This is a genomic window from Pseudomonas sp. SDO5532_S415 (assembly GCF_054071155.1).
Window position 1 is genome coordinate 1 of record NZ_JBSVWS010000137.1, and the last position, 16,758, is coordinate 16,758.

Here is a 16,758-nt window from a genome sequence, read left to right on the forward strand (position 1 = left end):
TGAAACCTGTGGCTGCACGGAAACCTGTGGTGAGGGAGCTTGCTCCCGTTGGTTTGCATATCGACCCCGGAAAATGGGACTGCTACGCAGTCCAACGGGAGCAAGCTCCCTCGCCACAGGTTCAGCGTTCGGCTTAACAGGTTCGGTGTTCGGCCAATGGGTTGTTCCTCCACTTATCACGATAACCTTCAGGAGTCTCATGCGATGGATGCAATCATTCTCGACCTCGGCGGTGACATCAAAGGTGACAGCCTGCTCGAGGGCTACACGGACAAGATCGAAGTCATGTCCTACAGCCACAACGTGGCGATGCAAGTGACCAACGATGTCAGCAACTCGGAGCGCACCTCCGGCAAGCCGCACATCGGCGAGTTCACCCTGACCAAATTCGTCGACAGCTCGACCCCTTCCCTCAACGAATACTGCTGCGCCGGCAAGCCGATCCCGGAAGCCAAGATCACCATCGGTCGCAACGCCGCCGAAGGCAGCGGTAAGCTGATGCCGTTTATCATCTACACCCTGACCAATGTGGTGCTGTCCAATGTCAGTGTCAGCGGTGGCACTGGCGGTAAACCGGTGGAAACCCTGTCGCTGAATTTCACCAAGATCAAGTGGGAGCTCACGGCGCAAAAAGACGACGGCACCAAGGAAGGCACGGCCGCCTCGACCTGGGATATGGCCGCCAACAAGTTGGTCAAGTAAGCGGGCGCGGCGGCCATGGCAGGCACCGGCATACTCCCCCCGCTGTTCGAGCGCCTGGCCTCAAGCGAGACGGATACCGCGCAGGTATTCGATCGCCAGGACCTGCTCGACTCGGTGCACACGGAGTTGCAGCGCCTGTTCAACACCCGCCGTGGACCACGGGCGCTGACCTCCCCGCCAAGCATCCTCGACTACGGCATCGCTGACTGGACCGCCCTGCAACAGCAGCGCAGCGATGACCGGCGTCAGTTGACGCGGGAAGTCCGCGCGGCCATCGAGCATTTCGAACCGCGCCTGCTGCTGGGTGAGGTTCAGGTCAATCCGTTACCGGGGCAACCACAGCAACTGAGCATTCGCCTGCTCGGTCAATTGCGCAGCGGCCGCCAGCACTGGCCGGTGGCGTTTGTCATCGAACAGACCGGCGAGGGTCTGGAGGTGCGCCATGAGCGACTCGATTGACCCGCAACTGCTCGACTATTACCAGCGCGAACTGACCTGGCTGCGACACGCCGGGAGCCAGTTCGCCGAGCGCTACCCCAAGGTCGCCCGGCGCCTGGAACTGTCGCCGGACGAGTGTCCCGACCCGCATGTCGAACGCTTGCTGGAAGGCTTCGCGCTGTTGGCGGCGCGCTTGCAACGGCGGCTCGATGACGATTACGCCGAATTCAGCGACGCCCTGCTTGAACAGCTCTACCCATTGGCCATGCGTCCGCTGCCGTCCTGCGCAATCGTGCAGTTCGAGCCCGATCCGGGCAAAGGCAAACTGGATGAAGGTTATCCGTTACCCCGGGACACCCCGTTGTTCGTCACCACCAGCAAAGGCGAAAGCATTCACTTTCGCACCAGTGCGGCGGTGCGGTTGTGGCCGGTGGAAATCACCGAAGCACTGTTGCTGGGCAGCGATGAAGCCCAGGCACTGACCGGCGTGATGCAGGCCCGTTCGGCACTGCGTCTGAGCCTGCGCTGCCTGGGGGAAACCCGCTGGGAAGATCTCGGTATCGAACAGTTGCGGGTGCACCTGGCCGCATCACCGGTGACCAATGCCTGCCTCTATGACCTGCTCGGCGCCCATGCAGTCAGCGTCCTCGCGGGGCCACCGGGCAGCGTTCCGAAGGCCTTGCATGGATTACCGAAAATCGTCGGTTTCGCCAGTGAAGAGGTGCTGCTGCCGGACGAAGACGGCGTGCATCCCGGCATGCGTCTGCTGGCCGAATATTTTGCGTTCCCGGAGAAATTCAATTTCTTCGACCTGCCGCTGGCCGGCGCCACCAGCACTGAGCAGACGCTGTTCCTGTACATCGCCTTCGACCGTGCCCCGGCTGGCCGCCTGCCGCTTCAGGCCAGCGACATTGCCCTGGGTTGCGCACCGGTCATCAACCTGTTCCCGCGCACCTCGGAACCGTTGCGCCCGGACGGCACCCGCAGCGAATACCGATTGATCGCTGACAGTCACCGGGAAAACAGCGTCGAAATCCACAGTGTCCGCACCCTGCGCGCCAGCTCCGCCCAAGGCGTGCAGCGCGTACCCGCCTATTACGGCAACCAGCACGGTGGCGGTGAGCGTCAGCGCTATTGGCATGCGCGTCGGGTCAGCGCTTTGACCCCCAATCGCCTGGGCAGCGACTTGCTGGTAAGCCTGGTGGACGCGCGACTCAATCCACTCACTGATCTGTTCGACTACAGCCTTACCGCCGACCTGCTCTGCACCAATCGACACCTGGCGCAAAGCCTGCCGGCCGGCACCCCCTTGGGTTTCGAACGGCCGGGACCGGTGGCCTGGGCGCGATTGCGCAATCCGCCCAGCGCCCAGAGTCTGCCGCAACTGGGCGGTGAGTCGCGCTGGCGTCTGGTGTCGCAATTGACCCTCAATCATTTGTCGCTGGTCGAAGGTCCACAGGCGCTGGACGCCCTCAAGGAAATCCTGCAGTTGCACAACCTGCGCGATGAGGCCTCGGCCTTGCGCCAGATTCAGGGCCTGCTGGGCCTGGGTTGCGAGCGGGTGATCGCCCATATCGGCGAAGACGCCTGGCGCGGGTGGCGCAATGGACTGGAAGTGCGCCTGCACCTCGACCCGCAGCATTTCGTCGGCAGCAGCGCTGTGTTGTTTTCGGCGGTGCTGGCGCAGTTTTTTTCCCTGTATGCCACGGCTAACCGGTTCGTGCGCACGGTGCTGGTGCAGTCCGATAAGGAGGTCAAGGCATGGCAACCCCAAGCCGGCATGCCCCTTTCGCTCTGAGCCTGAGCCAACGCTTGCGCCGCGATCCGCAGGCGTTCGAGTTATTGCAGGCATTGTTACTGCTGGAGCGCGAACACCCGCAAGCCGCGACGCTGGGCAGCGGCAGTGCCCCCCAGGCCGAAGCCTTGCGCTTGCGTGGGCCGTTGACGCCGCTGTTCGCCGCCAGCCAGGTCGAAAGCCTGAGTGAAACACCCGGCGCCCCCCCGGTTCTCTGCACTCCGGTGTTTGGCCTCGGCGGCCCCGACGGTCCCTTGCCCTACGCTTATCAGGAATGGTTGCAGCAGCGGGCCAAGGCCAGGGATCACGCACCCGCCGAGTTTCTCGATCTGTTCCAGCATCGGCTGTTGAGCCTGCTGTACAAAGTGATGCGCAAACACCGGATTGCCGTGGGATTCACCCCGCCCGGCGCCTCCCCGGTACACGCGCAGTTGCGAGCGCTGACCGGTTTGCTGCCCAAGGCCTTGCAGGAGCGCCAGGCCATCGCCGACAGCGCCGTCCTGGCGTGCAGTGCCTTGTACGCCGATGGCCGTCGTTCACTGGCCGGTTTTGCCGCCATCGTGCGCGAGCAGTTTGAATTGCCGGTGCAACTCGGTGCTTATGAAGGAGCCTGGCGCGAAATCCCGCCAGCCAGTCGCAGCCGACTGCAACCGGGTGGCCGCAACCTGCAACTGGGTCGCAACGCCGTGGCGGGCACGCGGGTGTGGGATGAACACGCCGGGATCCGCCTCACGCTCGGCCCGCTGAGCCCGGCGCAAGCGGCACGCTTTCTGCCGAACGGTGAAGCCCACCCGCCATTGGCCAGCCTCAGCGCCCTGTATTTCGGTCCCGACCTGGACATCACCCTGGTGTTGCTGGTGCGCGGTGCCGGACCTCTGAAACTCGGTCGCGACGCTGCGCCCCTGCTCGGCTGGAACGGCGGTTTGCATCGCCAGAGCAGCCTCGCCGTGCAACGCATCGAAACCCGCCTTCGTCAGCTGGAGATCACCTGAACATGGAACTCGCCAGCCTCATCGGACGCCTCAACCCGGACAACCGCCGCGCCCTCGAACGGGCGGCGCAACGCTGCCTGCAACGGGGCCATCACTACGTCGAAATCGAACACCTGCTGCTGGAGCTGCTGGATATCGAAGGTGGCGACTTTACCTTGCTGCTGCCGCGCTTCGGCCTGGAGCGCGATGCCTTGAGCGCCGAAATCAACAAGGCGCTGGAGTTGTTCAAGTCTGGCTGCACCCGCACACCGGCACTCTCGACCCATACCCTCGGCCTGCTGGAAGACGCCGTGGTCCAGGCCAGTGTGCTAGGCCTGGACAGCATCCGCTCCGGACTGCTGCTGCTGGCGCTGATCGACCGCGACGAGCGCCGCAGCCTGCTGCTCAACAGCGCGTCATCGCTGCTGCGCATCCCCCGTGAAGCCCTGCGCGCCAACCTGCTGGAGTGGACGGAAAAGTCACGGGAACATGTGGGCGTTGTGCGCGCTGTCGCCAAGGACAGTGCGCAACCCAAGCAAGACCCGGTACTCGATCAGTACACCCAGGACCTGACCGCCGACGCCCATGCCGGGCGCATCGACCCGATCGTCGGTCGCGATGGCGAAATCCGCCAGTGCATCGACATCCTGCTGCGGCGCCGGCAGAACAATCCGATCCTGGTCGGCGCACCGGGCGTCGGCAAGACCGCCGTGGTCGAAGGGCTGGCCCTGCGCATCGCCGCCGGCGACGTACCGCCGTCGCTACAGGACGTCAGCCTGCGAGTGCTGGACCTTGGCCTGTTGCAGGCCGGAGCCGGGGTCAAGGGCGAGTTCGAACAGCGGCTCAAAGGAGTGATCGACGCCGTGCGCAGTGCCGAAAAACCGATCATTCTGTTTATCGATGAAGCCCACACCCTGATCGGCGCCGGTGGTGCCGAGGGCGGCAGTGATGCAGCGAATCTGCTCAAACCGGCGCTGGCCCGTGGCGAGTTACGCACCCTCGCCGCCACCACCTGGCTGGAATACAAAAAATACTTCGAGAAAGACCCGGCCCTCGCCCGGCGGTTTCAACTGGTACAAGTGGAAGAACCGGACGAAACCACCGCCGTGGAAATGCTTCGCGGAGTTGCCGCCAAACTGGAAGAGCATCACGGCGTGCAGGTACTCGACGCGGCCATTCATGAAGCCGTAAAGCTTTCGCACCGCTACATCTCCGGGCGCCAGTTGCCGGACAAGGCCATCAGCGTGCTCGACACCGCGTGCGCCCGGGTCGCCCTCGGCCAACATGACGTGCCGCCCCCGCTGGAGAGCCTGCGCCACCGCCAGCAAAGCCTGAAAGACGAAGTCGAACGCTTGCGCCGGGAACAGGCCACCGGACTGGACCATCGCGAACGCATCACCGGGCTCGAGGGCGAATCGCTGAGCAACGAACAGACCATTCGCGAACTGGAAACCCGCTGGGGCGAAGAGCGGGTGGCGGTGCGCGAACTGCTGGATACCCGTCGTGAATTGCTGGCCTTGAGCGAGCGCGCCGACAGCGACAAACCTGATGAAGCCACCGACACCCGCATCGATCACCTGGCCGCCGAACTGCTGCGCCTGGAAGCCGGGCTCGACGCGATCCGCCAGGACGATCCGCTGGTGCCGGAACAGGTCGATACCAAAACCGTGGCAGCGGTGATTGCCGGCTGGACCGGCATCCCGGTGGGCAAAATGCTCGCCGACGAAGCCCATGCCGTACGCACCGTCGGCCAGCGCATGGGCCAGCGGGTGATGGGCCAGAGCATCGCGCTGAACACCATCGCGCAACGCCTGCAAGCCTATCGTGCCGGGCTCACCGACCCGCAAAAACCGGTCGGCGTGTTCCTGCTCGTCGGTCCCACCGGCGTCGGCAAAACCGAAACCGCCTATGCCTTGGCCGATGCCCTATACGGCGGCGAACGCAACCTGATCAGCATCAACCTCTCGGAGTATCAGGAAGCCCATACCGTCAGCCAACTCAAAGGCGCACCACCCGGGTACGTCGGCTATGGCAGCGGCGGCGTCCTCACCGAAGCGGTGCGGCGCAAACCCTATTCCGTGGTGCTGCTGGACGAAATCGAAAAGGCCCACCCGGACGTGCTCGAAGCCTTCTACAACGTCTTCGACAAAGGCGTGATGGAGGACGGCACCGGGCTGGTGGTGGACTTCAAAAACACCGTGATGCTCGCCACCAGCAACGTTGGCGCTGAATTGCTGCTCGACACGCCGGTGGCGCAACTCGGCACCGACGCCTTCAACGAATCCCTGCACAAGGTGTTGCTGCAAGCGTTTCGCCCGGCCTTTCTGGCGCGCATGACGGTGGTGGCGTACCGGCCGCTGGATGAGACGACACTGGAAGCGATTGTGTTGGCGAAGCTGGAGAAACTGCGCGGGCGTTACAAGGCTGCGACCGGCAAGCAGTTTGAGTTCGATACCGGGATTGTGCAGGCGGTGCTGGCCAAGTGCAGCGCGGCGGGTGCCCGGGATGTTGAAAATGTGTTGATGACGCAGGTGACGGGGAAGTTGGCGGAGTGGGTGTTGGAGTAGTACAGGCAAATACCGGACCGACTCAGGCAGGAGCGCTCAGCTTCACTGGAGCACTTTTATTATGACCTTATGAAACTATCGACTTTAATACAGGACGGATAACAGCGAGGCTACTATGTTATTCATGCATAAAGGATCAGAACTTCGTATTTTCGACGGCGTCTACTCGGAAGATACGCCCAAAGGCAATGATGATAAATACTACTTAATTAAAGACAGAGAGTGCCTCGCGGTAGTTTCACGATTCATGCAAGTGTGTAACGCCTTGAGCATCGATAAAAAAGATATTCCCAGCATGTTCAGGATCCTGACCAACTGGATGCGTTACTCCGATTATGACAGCGACAAAAAGACAATGTACGCCATGATGAGTAGCGACGGCATGGCTGCTCGAAAAAGAGAGGGGGTGGTTGCGCAGTTTCGTTACTACAACAATTACGTAGACCTGGCACTGGCCATCTACGGCGAATATACCTCGACACCCACACTCATTACAGAAACCGCACTCGCCGGTGACATACTCAGATCAAAAGGCATAGAAAAAATAATGGTAACACTCTCCAAAAAGATCAACACCTATGCTGAAAATAATATTATCGAGGCGGAGCGCGATAAGTTACTAAAGGAAAAGTACTCAACACTGCACGCCCCTTTGGATTGGAAAGCCTGGACTGACTGCTACTGGACTCTGGACTCGGCAACTTTGTTGCCTTACTTATATGACATTACACATAACCTTGCCGGCACGATAAAATGGACGGAAACGCCCATGGATAACGGTCGTATTACCAAAGAAACAATGCGAGTCAATGTCGGCACACCTCGGGAAGACCATAATTGGACCGCCAGAGCACGCAGAAGCAATCTACCGATCTGGGCTGGCCCTTCATACACGACTCACCTGATGCTGAGCGTCGCCTTAAAAGCCGGGGCTAGAGAGGAAGAAATTCAGGCATTCGCTTATGTGATTTTTGCTTATTGGAATCAAATATATCCCGATACCGCAACACCGGTTCACAGAATGTTCGGGGTAATGACCGCGGCAGTAGAGTTTGGTGTAAACCCGTTAGCCAGTCTGCCAGAGAGTATGTATAACCAAGCGTTGTATTTCCTGGCCAGATTTCGCGTGGCCAGCTTATAGAATTGCGTTGAGGTTCTTGACTATCATCTTTGAGGTTACTCGATGCCTCGTTCCATCGACACTAACACCAGTCTTTCCCTGACCGCTGCATCGCTGGCGGTGCTTTATCCTGAGTCGATTTCCGGTGAAGAAGCCCTCAACCAGTTTGGCCAGCAAATCCTCAACGGCCTCACCGACGAATCTTCGCTGAACCTGACCACCACCATCGCCACCCATGTCACCACCACCCTGCACAACGACGCCCAAACCCGCCCGCTGGACGCGCTGGTCGCCGAAATCCGCCAACTCCCCGCCGATGCCACGGCCGAGCGTTATCAGCTTGTTTTAAGGCCATGGCTCTGGTGGCTGACCCTGGCCAGCAACAACCGGGTATTCCAGAACCTCAGCACCTCGGACATCGTCACCACGATTTTCAAGGCCCACGGCTTTACTGACTTCAAACTCTCGCTCACCGGTAGCTACACCCCGCGCGAGTATTGTGTGCAGTACGGCGAAACTGATTTCAGCTTTATCTCGCGACTGTTGCAGGACGAAGGGATTTTCTGGTTTTTCACCCACGAAGAAGGCAAGCACACGCTGGTGCTGGGCGACAGCAACGATGCGTTTGTGCCGATTCCCAACGGCCCCAAGGTCAATTACCTCGGCCAGCAACCGGGCGAGCGCGAGCTGCACGGTATTCGCGCGGGCCAGGTGTGTGTGCAGGCGGTGGCCGGGGTGTATCGAGCGACGGATTACGAATTCACCACCCCGACGACCTCACTGTACGCCCAGGCCGAAGCGGTGGCCGGGCCACGCTCGCTGTATGAGCATCCGGGCGGTTACACCGCCAAGGCCCGAGGCGATGCGCTGACCAAACAACGGGTGGACGGCTTGCGCAGCGAGGAGAAGCGGTTTGTCGGCGAGAGCGACTGCCGCTGGCTGGTCCCGGGGCATTGGTTCACCCTCGCCGGGCACGATGACTCGACGCTGAACATCGACTGGGTGGTGACCCGGGTGACCCATGACGTCAGCCATGAGAACTATCGCAACCGTTTCGAGGCCATCCCCAAGGCCACGCCTTTTCGTCCATCGCGCACCACGCCAAAGCCGCGAATGCATCCACAGACAGCGGTCGTGGTGGGCAAGTCCGGGGAAGAAATCTGGACCGACGAATACGGTCGAATCAAGTTGCAGTTTCCCTGGGATCGCGATGGCAAAAATGATGAGACCAGCTCGTGCTGGGTGCGCGTGGTGCTGCCCTGGAGTGGCAAGGGTTTCGGCATGCAATTCGTGCCGCGCCTCGGCCAGGAGGTGATCGTGACTTTCATCGACGGCGATCCGGATCGGCCATTGGTCACCGGTTGCGTCTACAACGGCGACAACGCCCTGCCCTACGCCTTGCCCGCCAATCAGACGCAATCGGGGATCAAGACTCAGTCGTCCAAGGGCGGTGGCGGGTTCAACGAGTTGCGCTTCGAAGACAAGAAAGACGCCGAAGAGGTGTTTTTGCAGGCGCAGAAAGATCTGAAGATCAACGTGCTCAACGACTCCACCGCCACGGTCGGTCACGACGAAACCCTCACGGTGCAAAACGCGCGCACCCGGACAGTGAAGGACGGTGACGAAACCGTGACCCTGGAGAAAGGCAACCGGAGTGTGACGATACAGACCGGCACCGACAGTCTCGACGTCAAGGACAACCGCACGGTGAAGGTCGGTGCCGACCAGAACCACAGCACTGGCGGCAATTACGAACACAAGGTCACCGGCGATTACAGCCTGACGGTGGACGGCAACCTGACCATCAAGGTGAGCGGCACCCTGACCCTGCAAAGCGGTGGCAGTTTTATGATCAAGAGCGGTGCCGACCTGGCGGCCCAGGCCAGCACCTCGATCAGTCAGAAAGCCGGGACGTCGTTGAGCAATCAGGCCGGAACATCGCTGGAAAACAAGGCCGGCACCACGATGACCAACGATGCCGGAATCAGCCTGACCAACAAGGCAGCCGCTTCGCAGACCGTGGATGGTGGCGGCATGCTGACCATCAAGGGCGGTCTGGTGCAAGTCAACTGACAGGGAGCGCCCATGGCCATAACGCCGCTGGATGTGCAGCAGAACGATAAACAGCTCAAGGGTCACTTGCTCGACGGACAACTCGACGGCGCGCTGCACATCAAGGATGGCGGTCGCGCCCAGGCCGATTTGCACTACAGCCAGGGCGCGTTGCAAGGCACGACCCTGCTTTATCACCCCAATGGCAAGCTCTCGGCGCAGCTGCCTTTCGTACAGGACAAACTGCAAGGCGTCGCCAGTTTCTACGCCCCCGAAGGCTGGCTGCAACGCAAGGCCTCTTACCGTCGCGGGCTGCTGGATGGCGAGGCCTTCAATTACTTCCCCGACGGCCAACTGGCCGAAGTCGAGCTCTACCGCGATGGTGTTCGCGAGGGGCGTTACCAGCGTTTTCATCCCAATGGCAAACCGGCGGTGGAGGCCCACTATCTCAATGGGCAACTGATCGAGCCGGAACAAGGCTACACCAGCGATGGGCGGCCGCTGGATGTCCAGGGCAAGCCGATCTCAAGGGTGCGCTGGTGGTTTCGGCGCTGGAACGAGCCGGCCGAGACCTGAATCTGTTGTGGCGAATGTTCGGGCCTGCTCGCGAAGAGGCCGTCACGATCAACATTTTCGGTGAATGCTGTACCTGCAAAAAATCAAGGAATGAGCATCTGCATCTGCCCCGGCATGACGATTTTGATCACCCCGGCCCAGTTACACATCAAGGTGCTGTTGGCATCCAGCGCCGGCATGCTGCCCAGCAGCACGGTCGGCGGGCCTCCGGGAATCCACGGTGTTGCGGTGGCCGGGATGCATGGCATCGGCGTCAGCACCCCGAGTGCCGCGGCAGTCGCAGCGGCGACCGTCGGGTTGGCCAGGCTCGTACACATGCCGAACGTCGTGACATTCACCAGCGGAATGTGATCCATGATGTTCGCCGCCGGCAGCCCGCCTGTCAGCGTGCGGTTCACCGGCAGCACATTGAGCACCGCCGGCGCGGCGCCGAAGCTGCATTGCAGGGTGGCGCTGGCGCACACTTGCGGACAGCCCATTTCACACCTCCTTCCTGGAAACCATCAGCCCCTTTCAACCATAGCCCCCGAGACCGTTTCTCACACATCAGGAACGCTGATTATCCGGCAACACGCTAACCTATAAGACCGTGTCGCACTTGTGGCGCTCAAGGCACACCATTAGATTAGCCAATGATGTCTGGCCTCCAAAATAAGCAGAAGGGATAAGCATGGCGCTTACTGACCAGTCCACCCGTATCCGCTCCGGCGAAGAACTCGATGCCAGCCTGATCGATCCATACCTCAAGGCGCACATTCCGGGCCTCAGCGGCTTGCCGCAGATCAGCCAGTTTCCGGGCGGCGCGTCCAACCTCACCTATTTGCTCGAATACCCCGAACAGGAGTTCGTCCTGCGTCGGCCGCCGTTCGGCCACAAGGCCAAATCCGCCCATGACATGGGGCGTGAATTCCGTATCCTCAATCAACTGCGCGACGGCTTTCCGTATTGCCCGAAAGCCTATGTGCATTGCACCGATGAATCGGTGATCGGCGCCGAGTTCTACGTGATGGAGCGGGTCAAGGGCATCATCCTGCGTTCCGAACTGCCCCCGGAACTGGGCCTCGATTCAGCGAAAACCGAAGCGCTGTGCAAGAGTTTCATCGACAAGTTCGTCGAGCTGCACCGGGTCGACTACAACGCCTATGGCCTGGGCGACCTGGGCAAGCCCGAAGGCTACGTGGCACGACAGATCAAAGGCTGGAGCGATCGCTACGAGAAGGCCCTGACCCCCGACGCGCCGCAGTGGGAAGCGGTGAAAGCCTGGCTCAACGACAAGATGCCGGCCGATCACCCGACCTCCAGCATCGTGCACAACGACTACCGCTTCGACAACGTGATCCTCGACCCGAACAACCCGATGCAGATCATCGGTGTGCTCGACTGGGAACTGACCACCCTCGGCGACCCGCTGATGGACCTGGGCAACACCCTCGCCTACTGGATCGAAGCCGGGGACCCGGCGCCGGTGCAACTGATGCGCCGCCAGCCAAGCCACGCACCGGGCATGTTGACCCGTCGCGAGTTCGTCGATTACTACGCCCAGCGCTCCGGCATCCAGATCGACAATTTCGACTTCTACTACACCTACGGCCTGTTCCGCCTGGCCGGCATCGTGCAGCAGATCTACTACCGCTTCTACCATGGCCAGACCCAGGACAAACGCTTCGCGCAGTTCATTCACATGAACAAACTGCTGGAACAGATGAGCCTGCAAGTCATCCAGAAGTCCGATCTCTGATTACGCCCCTGGCTCCATAACAAGACTTTTCATAAGGGAACCCCATGTCCAAGACTCAGTTGTTCGACCTCGACGGCAAGATCGCTTTCGTCTCCGGCGCCAGCCGCGGCATCGGTGAAGCCATCGCCAAACTGCTGGCGCAGCAAGGTGCCCATGTGATCGTTTCGAGCCGCAAGCTCGACGGCTGCCAGCACGTGGCCGATGCAATCATCGCCGCGGGTGGCAAAGCCACGGCCATCGCCTGTCATATCGGTGAAATGGAGCAGATCAGCCAGGTCTTCGCCGGCATCAAGGAACAGTTCGGGCGCCTGGACATCCTGGTCAACAACGCGGCGACCAATCCGCAGTTCTGCAACGTGCTGGATACCGACCTGAGTGCGTTCCAGAAGACTGTCGACGTGAACATTCGCGGCTACTTCTTCATGTCGGTGGAAGCCGGCAAGCTGATGCGCGAGAACGGCGGTGGCAGCATCATCAACGTCGCGTCGATCAACGGCGTCTCGCCGGGTGTGTTCCAGGGCATCTATTCGGTGACCAAGGCCGCCGTGATCAACATGACCAAGGTGTTCGCCAAAGAATGCGCGCAATTCGGCATCCGCTGCAACGCCCTGCTGCCGGGCCTGACCGACACCAAATTCGCTTCAGCACTGGTCAAGAACGAGGCCATCCTGAACACCGCGCTGCAGCAGATTCCGCTCAAGCGCGTGGCGGACCCAAGCGAAATGGCCGGTGCGGTGCTTTACCTGGCCAGCGATGCGTCGAGCTACACCACCGGCGTTTCGCTGAACGTCGATGGCGGCTTCCTGTCCTGATCCACGACAGCACTGGCCACAAATAACTTGTGGCGAGGGAGCTTGCTCCCGCTGGACTGTGCAGCAGTCCCTCTTTTTTGGGGCAGCTTCGCAGCCCAACGGGACGGTGCGGCGATCCGACAAGCTCCCTCGCCACAGGGTGAGTTAGCCTATTGCGTGACACACCGGGTCACGGTGGTCTCGCGCGTCACCTGCCCTTCGGCCCGCATATCACCCATTACCTGGGTGCTATCGGAAGCCTGACAAGTCGTTTCAGGCGGTGGGGGTGGCGCGGCGGGTGGAGGTGGCGGCGGGCTGGAACAGCCACCGAGCATCAAGGCACACAGTGCAACAGAGGTAAAAACGCGTTTCCCAAGACTTTTCATAGGATGACCCGCGATAAGTGATCGACAAGTTTGTGACAACAAAACACTGCCAAAAAGTTCACGAGTGGGTCACAGAAAAGCCGTTTTTGTGGGTTTTCCAGTCCGGTTTGTAGTCAAAACCGACAAAAACTAGCGCACAGGATCGGGGCGATGCAGGGTATTGCTCTCCAGTTCGTAGCGCAGTTCCTCGATTAGCGTGACCACTGCTTCGTGGGTGTTGAGCACTGACACGTTCAACCCGCTGACCACCAGGTCCACCTGCCCTGATACCGGATGGTAAAGCTTCACGGTCAACGAATGATCACCGGTAATGGTGCATTCGCAGGCCAGAGGAGAAAAGCTGCGTTCCAGTTGCAGCCGCAGTTGCGCCAGATGAATCATTGCAATCGACCCTCGTGGCAAGGGACGGCAAACGTGATGGATATGGAGTACATGGCTGATCCTTGAGCGGCTTCGTAAATCGCGCGCGGAAGATCCATGGATCCCCGTTCGCACGCTCTCAGCCTAAGAGCCGCCGCCCCCTGCCAAAACGTCCATTTGCACTATGACACCTGGTGCATTTGCACCTTAGCGCTGCCCCCTGGATCGCCCTGCCCCGGCGAACAACCCACGATCGCGCGCCCAGACGATCGCCTCGCTGCGACTGTGCACATCGAGCTTGGAATAGACCGTCGCCACATGATTGCGCACCGTGTTCGGCGCAAGCTTGAGTCGCGCGGCGATTTCCTTGTCGGCCAGCCCCTCGCAGATCAGCTCCAGCACCTCACGCTCGCGAACGGTCAGGTCGGCGAAGGACACACTGGGCAGTTGCGGCGAGTTGACATTCTTCACGTTGGCCAGTTTTTCGATCAGCGTGCGACTGAACCACGAAGCGTCTTTCATCACTTCTTCGATAGCCGCCACCAACTCCAGCTCCGTGCGTTTGCGCTCGGTGATGTCCATCAACACCAGCAAATAGCAAGGATTGTCCTGAATGTTGACGGTGTCCGCCGACACGGCGCAATCAATCACCTCGGCGTTTTTTTTACGCACGCGAACATCAATACGATCCAGACTTGCGGTTTTTTCCAGTGCAGTGAACAGCCTTGCCCTCGCCCCCTTGTCATGGATGAAGTCGATCTCGGCGATGGTCTTGCCCTGCACCTCTTCGCGGGGATACGCAAGGGTCTCGAGAAAGGCTTCATTTACATCCAGCACCACCTGATCCTCGGCGCTGCAGACCAGGATCGGCACCGGTGTCAGGCGGAACGCCTTGGCAAAACGTTCTTCGCTCTGACGCAGGGCGACTTCGGCCTTGCGCCGGGGCTCCATGTCGACGAAGGAGAACAGCATGCAGGGTTCGTCGTTGAGTTCCAGGGGTTGGCCGGCGACGATCACTTGCTTGTTGCGGCCATCCGCCATACGCAGTTCGGCCTGCATCTGCGGGATGGTCGTGCCTTCACGCAAGCGCTGCTTGGCCAGGTCCTTGTTTTCAGCCTGATCCAGCACGTCCAGCTCGTACGTCGAGCTGCCGATCACCTGATCCCTTGCTAAACCGGTCATTTCGAGAAAACCGGGATTGACCTTGATGTAGCGCAGATCGCTGAGCCGGCAGATCACTGCCGGTGCGGGGTTGGCGGCGAAGGTTTTTTCGAAGCGCTGCTCGGCGCTGGCCCAGTCGGTGACATCGTCCATGATCAGCACCAGCGACTCCGGCTCACCGTGGCTGTCGGTCACCACCAGGCTGCGCACGCAGTGCACCCAGGTGCGTTCTTCGTCATGGGCCGGGGTCAGCTCCACCAGCACATCGCTGAAGGTCTCGCCACGCGCGACGCGGTGAATCGGGTAGTTATCCGCCGGCACCGGATGATGGTTGCGATAGCGCAAGGCGAAACGCCGGACATAGTCCTCGGCATCGGCCCCCAGCTCGCCAATCCGCGCCACACCATGCATGGCCAGCGCGGCGTCATTGGCCCAGACAATCGTCTGATCCAGTTCCAGCAGAATCACCCCGTCGGACAGCCCGGTGATGATCTGCTGCAACTGGCGGCGACTGGTTTCGGTGGTCAGGACGTCCTGGCTCATTGGCGCTCCACACATGCGATTATCCCTGTGAAGAGTACGACCGCCAGGGTCTGCGATAGTGCGAAGAACTTGTGGGAGCGAGCCTGCTCGCGAAAGCGGTGTGTCAGCCAACATCCACGTTGAAGGTGAAACCGCCTTCGCGAGCAGGCTCGCTCCCACAGGCAGACTAGGGCAATCCTTATGCCGCCAATTGCCCCTTCGCAATCGCTGCCGAAGCCGCCAGCATCGCCCGCAACAACACCGCGCACCCCGCCGCCAGGTCATCCGGTGCGGCGTTTTCGATTTCGTTGTGGCTGATGCCGCCTTCGCACGGCACGAAGATCATTCCGGCCGGGCCGAGTTCGGCGAGGAAGATCGCGTCGTGTCCCGCGCCACTGACGATGTCCATGTGCGACAGGCCCAGCCCTTGCGCGGCACCGCGTACCGCTTCGACGCAGCCCTTGTCGAAGTACAGCGGCGGGAAGTCGGCGGTGGGTGTCAGCTCGTAGGTCAGGCCGTGTTCTTCGCAAGTGGTTTCGATGACTTCGCGGACCTCGGCGATCATCGAGTCCAGGCGTGCCGGTTCCAGATGGCGGAAGTCCAGGGTCATGCGCACTTCCCCGGGGATGACGTTGCGGGAACCGGGATAGGCTTGCAGGCAACCGACGGTGCCGCAGGCGTGGGGTTGATGGCCGAGTGCGGCGCGGTTGACAGCGCCTACGATCACCGCGGCGCCAACCAGTGCATCCTTGCGCAGATGCATCGGGGTCGGACCGGCATGGGCTTCGACGCCGCGCAGCTTCAGGTCGAACCATTTCTGCCCGAGGGCACCCATGACGACGCCGATGGTTTTGCGTTCGTCCTCGAGAATAGGCCCTTGCTCGATGTGCGCTTCGAAATAGGCGCCCACCGCATGACCGCTGACCGCGCGCGGCCCCGCATAGCCGATGGCGTTCAGCGCTTCACCGACGGTCACACCCTCGGCATCGACCTTGGCCAGGGTTTCTTCCAGGGTGAATTTTTCCGCGAATACGCCGGAGCCCATCATGCACGGGGCGAAGCGCGAGCCTTCTTCGTTGGTCCACACCACCACTTCCAGCGGCGCTTCGGTTTCGATGCCCAAGTCATTGAGGGTGCGCAGCACTTCGACGCCGGCCAGCACGCCGAAGCAGCCATCGAACTTGCCGCCGGTGGGTTGGGTGTCGATGTGGCTGCCGGTCATCACCGGCGGCAGATCCGGATTGCGCCCTGGACGACGGGCGAAGATATTGCCCACGGCGTCGATGCTGACGGTGCAGCCGGCTTCCTCACACCACGTCACGAACGTATCACGGGCCTGGCGGTCGAGATCAGTCAGGGCCAGGCGACAGACACCGCCCTTGACCGTCGCGCCGAGCTTGGCCAGCTCCATGAGCGACTGCCACAAGCGGTCGCGGTTGATGTGCTGATGGCTGGATTGCAGAACGTCTACGGCTGCGTTCATGGGGATCTCCTCAGGCTGTTCTTATGTGTTTCTTCAGGCAATTCGTTGGTGTTCTTCAGGCCCTCATCGCTGGCAAGCCAGCTCCCACAGGTTTTC

At 60.9% G+C, this 16,758-nt stretch carries 14 protein-coding genes; 10 read left to right on the plus strand and 4 right to left on the minus strand.

Annotated features, from left to right (window positions below; genetic code table 11):
* The first annotated feature begins 204 nt into the window (after positions 1 to 204).
* The 8 genes from ACW9HW_RS23050 (at position 205) to ACW9HW_RS23085 (ending at position 10,221) form a co-directional block, all read left to right on the plus strand.
* Entirely contained in the window at positions 205 to 702 is a 498-nt protein-coding gene (locus tag ACW9HW_RS23050; RefSeq protein WP_095194990.1) for an Hcp family type VI secretion system effector, read from the plus strand.
* Between the two features lie 15 nt (positions 703 to 717).
* Entirely contained in the window at positions 718 to 1,161 is a 444-nt protein-coding gene (gene tssE / locus ACW9HW_RS23055; RefSeq protein ID WP_457401848.1) for a type VI secretion system baseplate subunit TssE, read from the plus strand.
* Positions 1,145 to 2,938: a type VI secretion system baseplate subunit TssF gene (gene tssF / locus ACW9HW_RS23060; protein ID WP_457401850.1), complete on the plus strand. Its 1,794-nt coding sequence runs from the start codon at positions 1,145 to 1,147 to the stop codon at positions 2,936 to 2,938. Before tssE ends, tssF begins: the two co-directional genes overlap by 17 nt.
* Positions 2,902 to 3,927, plus strand: a complete 1,026-nt coding sequence (gene tssG / locus ACW9HW_RS23065) for a type VI secretion system baseplate subunit TssG (protein ID WP_457401851.1) — start codon at positions 2,902 to 2,904, stop codon at positions 3,925 to 3,927. The genes tssF and tssG overlap by 37 nt, the downstream gene beginning before the upstream one ends.
* Positions 3,928 to 3,929: 2 nt before the next feature.
* Entirely contained in the window at positions 3,930 to 6,473 is a 2,544-nt protein-coding gene (gene tssH, locus ACW9HW_RS23070; protein ID WP_457401852.1) for a type VI secretion system ATPase TssH, read from the plus strand.
* A 115-nt stretch (positions 6,474 to 6,588) separates the two neighbouring features.
* Positions 6,589 to 7,614: a hypothetical protein gene (locus ACW9HW_RS23075; protein WP_457401853.1), complete on the plus strand. Its 1,026-nt coding sequence runs from the start codon at positions 6,589 to 6,591 to the stop codon at positions 7,612 to 7,614.
* A 42-nt stretch (positions 7,615 to 7,656) separates the two neighbouring features.
* Positions 7,657 to 9,666, plus strand: a complete 2,010-nt coding sequence (gene tssI, locus ACW9HW_RS23080; protein ID WP_457401854.1) for a type VI secretion system tip protein TssI/VgrG — start codon at positions 7,657 to 7,659, stop codon at positions 9,664 to 9,666.
* Positions 9,667 to 9,678: 12 nt separating this feature from the next.
* Positions 9,679 to 10,221, plus strand: coding sequence for a toxin-antitoxin system YwqK family antitoxin (locus ACW9HW_RS23085; RefSeq protein ID WP_095194997.1), 543 nt, complete (start codon positions 9,679 to 9,681; stop codon positions 10,219 to 10,221).
* An 83-nt stretch (positions 10,222 to 10,304) separates the two neighbouring features.
* Here ACW9HW_RS23085 and ACW9HW_RS23090 read toward each other — a convergent pair whose 3' ends face one another.
* Positions 10,305 to 10,700 carry a DUF4280 domain-containing protein gene (locus ACW9HW_RS23090; protein ID WP_457401855.1) on the minus strand — a complete coding sequence of 132 codons (396 nt, stop codon included), beginning with the start codon at positions 10,698 to 10,700 and terminating at the stop codon, positions 10,305 to 10,307.
* A 191-nt stretch (positions 10,701 to 10,891) separates the two neighbouring features.
* On the opposite strand from ACW9HW_RS23090, the gene ACW9HW_RS23095 reads away from it, so the two are divergent.
* Positions 10,892 to 11,959, plus strand: a complete 1,068-nt coding sequence (locus tag ACW9HW_RS23095; protein WP_457401856.1) for a phosphotransferase family protein — start codon at positions 10,892 to 10,894, stop codon at positions 11,957 to 11,959.
* Between the two features lie 44 nt (positions 11,960 to 12,003).
* A complete protein-coding gene (locus tag ACW9HW_RS23100; RefSeq protein WP_095195000.1) occupies positions 12,004 to 12,771 on the plus strand; it encodes an SDR family oxidoreductase in 768 nt (255 codons plus the stop codon).
* Between the two features lie 494 nt (positions 12,772 to 13,265).
* Here the strand turns inward: ACW9HW_RS23100 and ACW9HW_RS23105 are convergent, their stop codons facing one another.
* The 3 genes from ACW9HW_RS23105 to ACW9HW_RS23115 form a co-directional block, all read right to left on the minus strand.
* Complete coding sequence (locus tag ACW9HW_RS23105) at positions 13,266 to 13,517, minus strand: DUF1652 domain-containing protein (RefSeq protein ID WP_095195001.1); 252 nt, start codon at positions 13,515 to 13,517, stop codon at positions 13,266 to 13,268.
* A gap of 186 nt (positions 13,518 to 13,703) precedes the next feature.
* Complete coding sequence (locus ACW9HW_RS23110) at positions 13,704 to 15,200, minus strand: PAS domain S-box protein (RefSeq protein ID WP_457401857.1); 1,497 nt, start codon at positions 15,198 to 15,200, stop codon at positions 13,704 to 13,706.
* Positions 15,201 to 15,378: 178 nt separating this feature from the next.
* The gene (locus ACW9HW_RS23115; RefSeq protein ID WP_457401858.1) at positions 15,379 to 16,662 is read right to left on the minus strand and encodes a Zn-dependent hydrolase; all 1,284 of its coding nucleotides are present in this window, start codon (positions 16,660 to 16,662) and stop codon (positions 15,379 to 15,381) included.
* Positions 16,663 to 16,758: the final 96 nt, after the last annotated feature.

What these genes read in the sequence shown, in the direction of transcription:
- ACW9HW_RS23050 (WP_095194990.1), top strand. Translation starts at nt 205, where the DNA reads ATGGATGCAATCATTCTCGACCTCGGCGGTGACATCAAAGGTGACAGC.
- tssE (WP_457401848.1), top strand. Translation starts at nt 718, where the DNA reads ATGGCAGGCACCGGCATACTCCCCCCGCTGTTCGAGCGCCTGGCCTCA.
- tssF (WP_457401850.1), top strand. Translation starts at nt 1,145, where the DNA reads ATGAGCGACTCGATTGACCCGCAACTGCTCGACTATTACCAGCGCGAA.
- tssG (WP_457401851.1), top strand. Translation starts at nt 2,902, where the DNA reads ATGGCAACCCCAAGCCGGCATGCCCCTTTCGCTCTGAGCCTGAGCCAA.
- tssH (WP_457401852.1), top strand. Translation starts at nt 3,930, where the DNA reads ATGGAACTCGCCAGCCTCATCGGACGCCTCAACCCGGACAACCGCCGC.
- ACW9HW_RS23075 (WP_457401853.1), top strand. Translation starts at nt 6,589, where the DNA reads ATGTTATTCATGCATAAAGGATCAGAACTTCGTATTTTCGACGGCGTC.
- tssI (WP_457401854.1), top strand. Translation starts at nt 7,657, where the DNA reads ATGCCTCGTTCCATCGACACTAACACCAGTCTTTCCCTGACCGCTGCA.
- ACW9HW_RS23085 (WP_095194997.1), top strand. Translation starts at nt 9,679, where the DNA reads ATGGCCATAACGCCGCTGGATGTGCAGCAGAACGATAAACAGCTCAAG.
- ACW9HW_RS23090 (WP_457401855.1), bottom strand. Translation starts at nt 10,700, where the DNA reads ATGGGCTGTCCGCAAGTGTGCGCCAGCGCCACCCTGCAATGCAGCTTC.
- ACW9HW_RS23095 (WP_457401856.1), top strand. Translation starts at nt 10,892, where the DNA reads ATGGCGCTTACTGACCAGTCCACCCGTATCCGCTCCGGCGAAGAACTC.
- ACW9HW_RS23100 (WP_095195000.1), top strand. Translation starts at nt 12,004, where the DNA reads ATGTCCAAGACTCAGTTGTTCGACCTCGACGGCAAGATCGCTTTCGTC.
- ACW9HW_RS23105 (WP_095195001.1), bottom strand. Translation starts at nt 13,517, where the DNA reads ATGATTCATCTGGCGCAACTGCGGCTGCAACTGGAACGCAGCTTTTCT.
- ACW9HW_RS23110 (WP_457401857.1), bottom strand. Translation starts at nt 15,200, where the DNA reads ATGAGCCAGGACGTCCTGACCACCGAAACCAGTCGCCGCCAGTTGCAG.
- ACW9HW_RS23115 (WP_457401858.1), bottom strand. Translation starts at nt 16,662, where the DNA reads ATGAACGCAGCCGTAGACGTTCTGCAATCCAGCCATCAGCACATCAAC.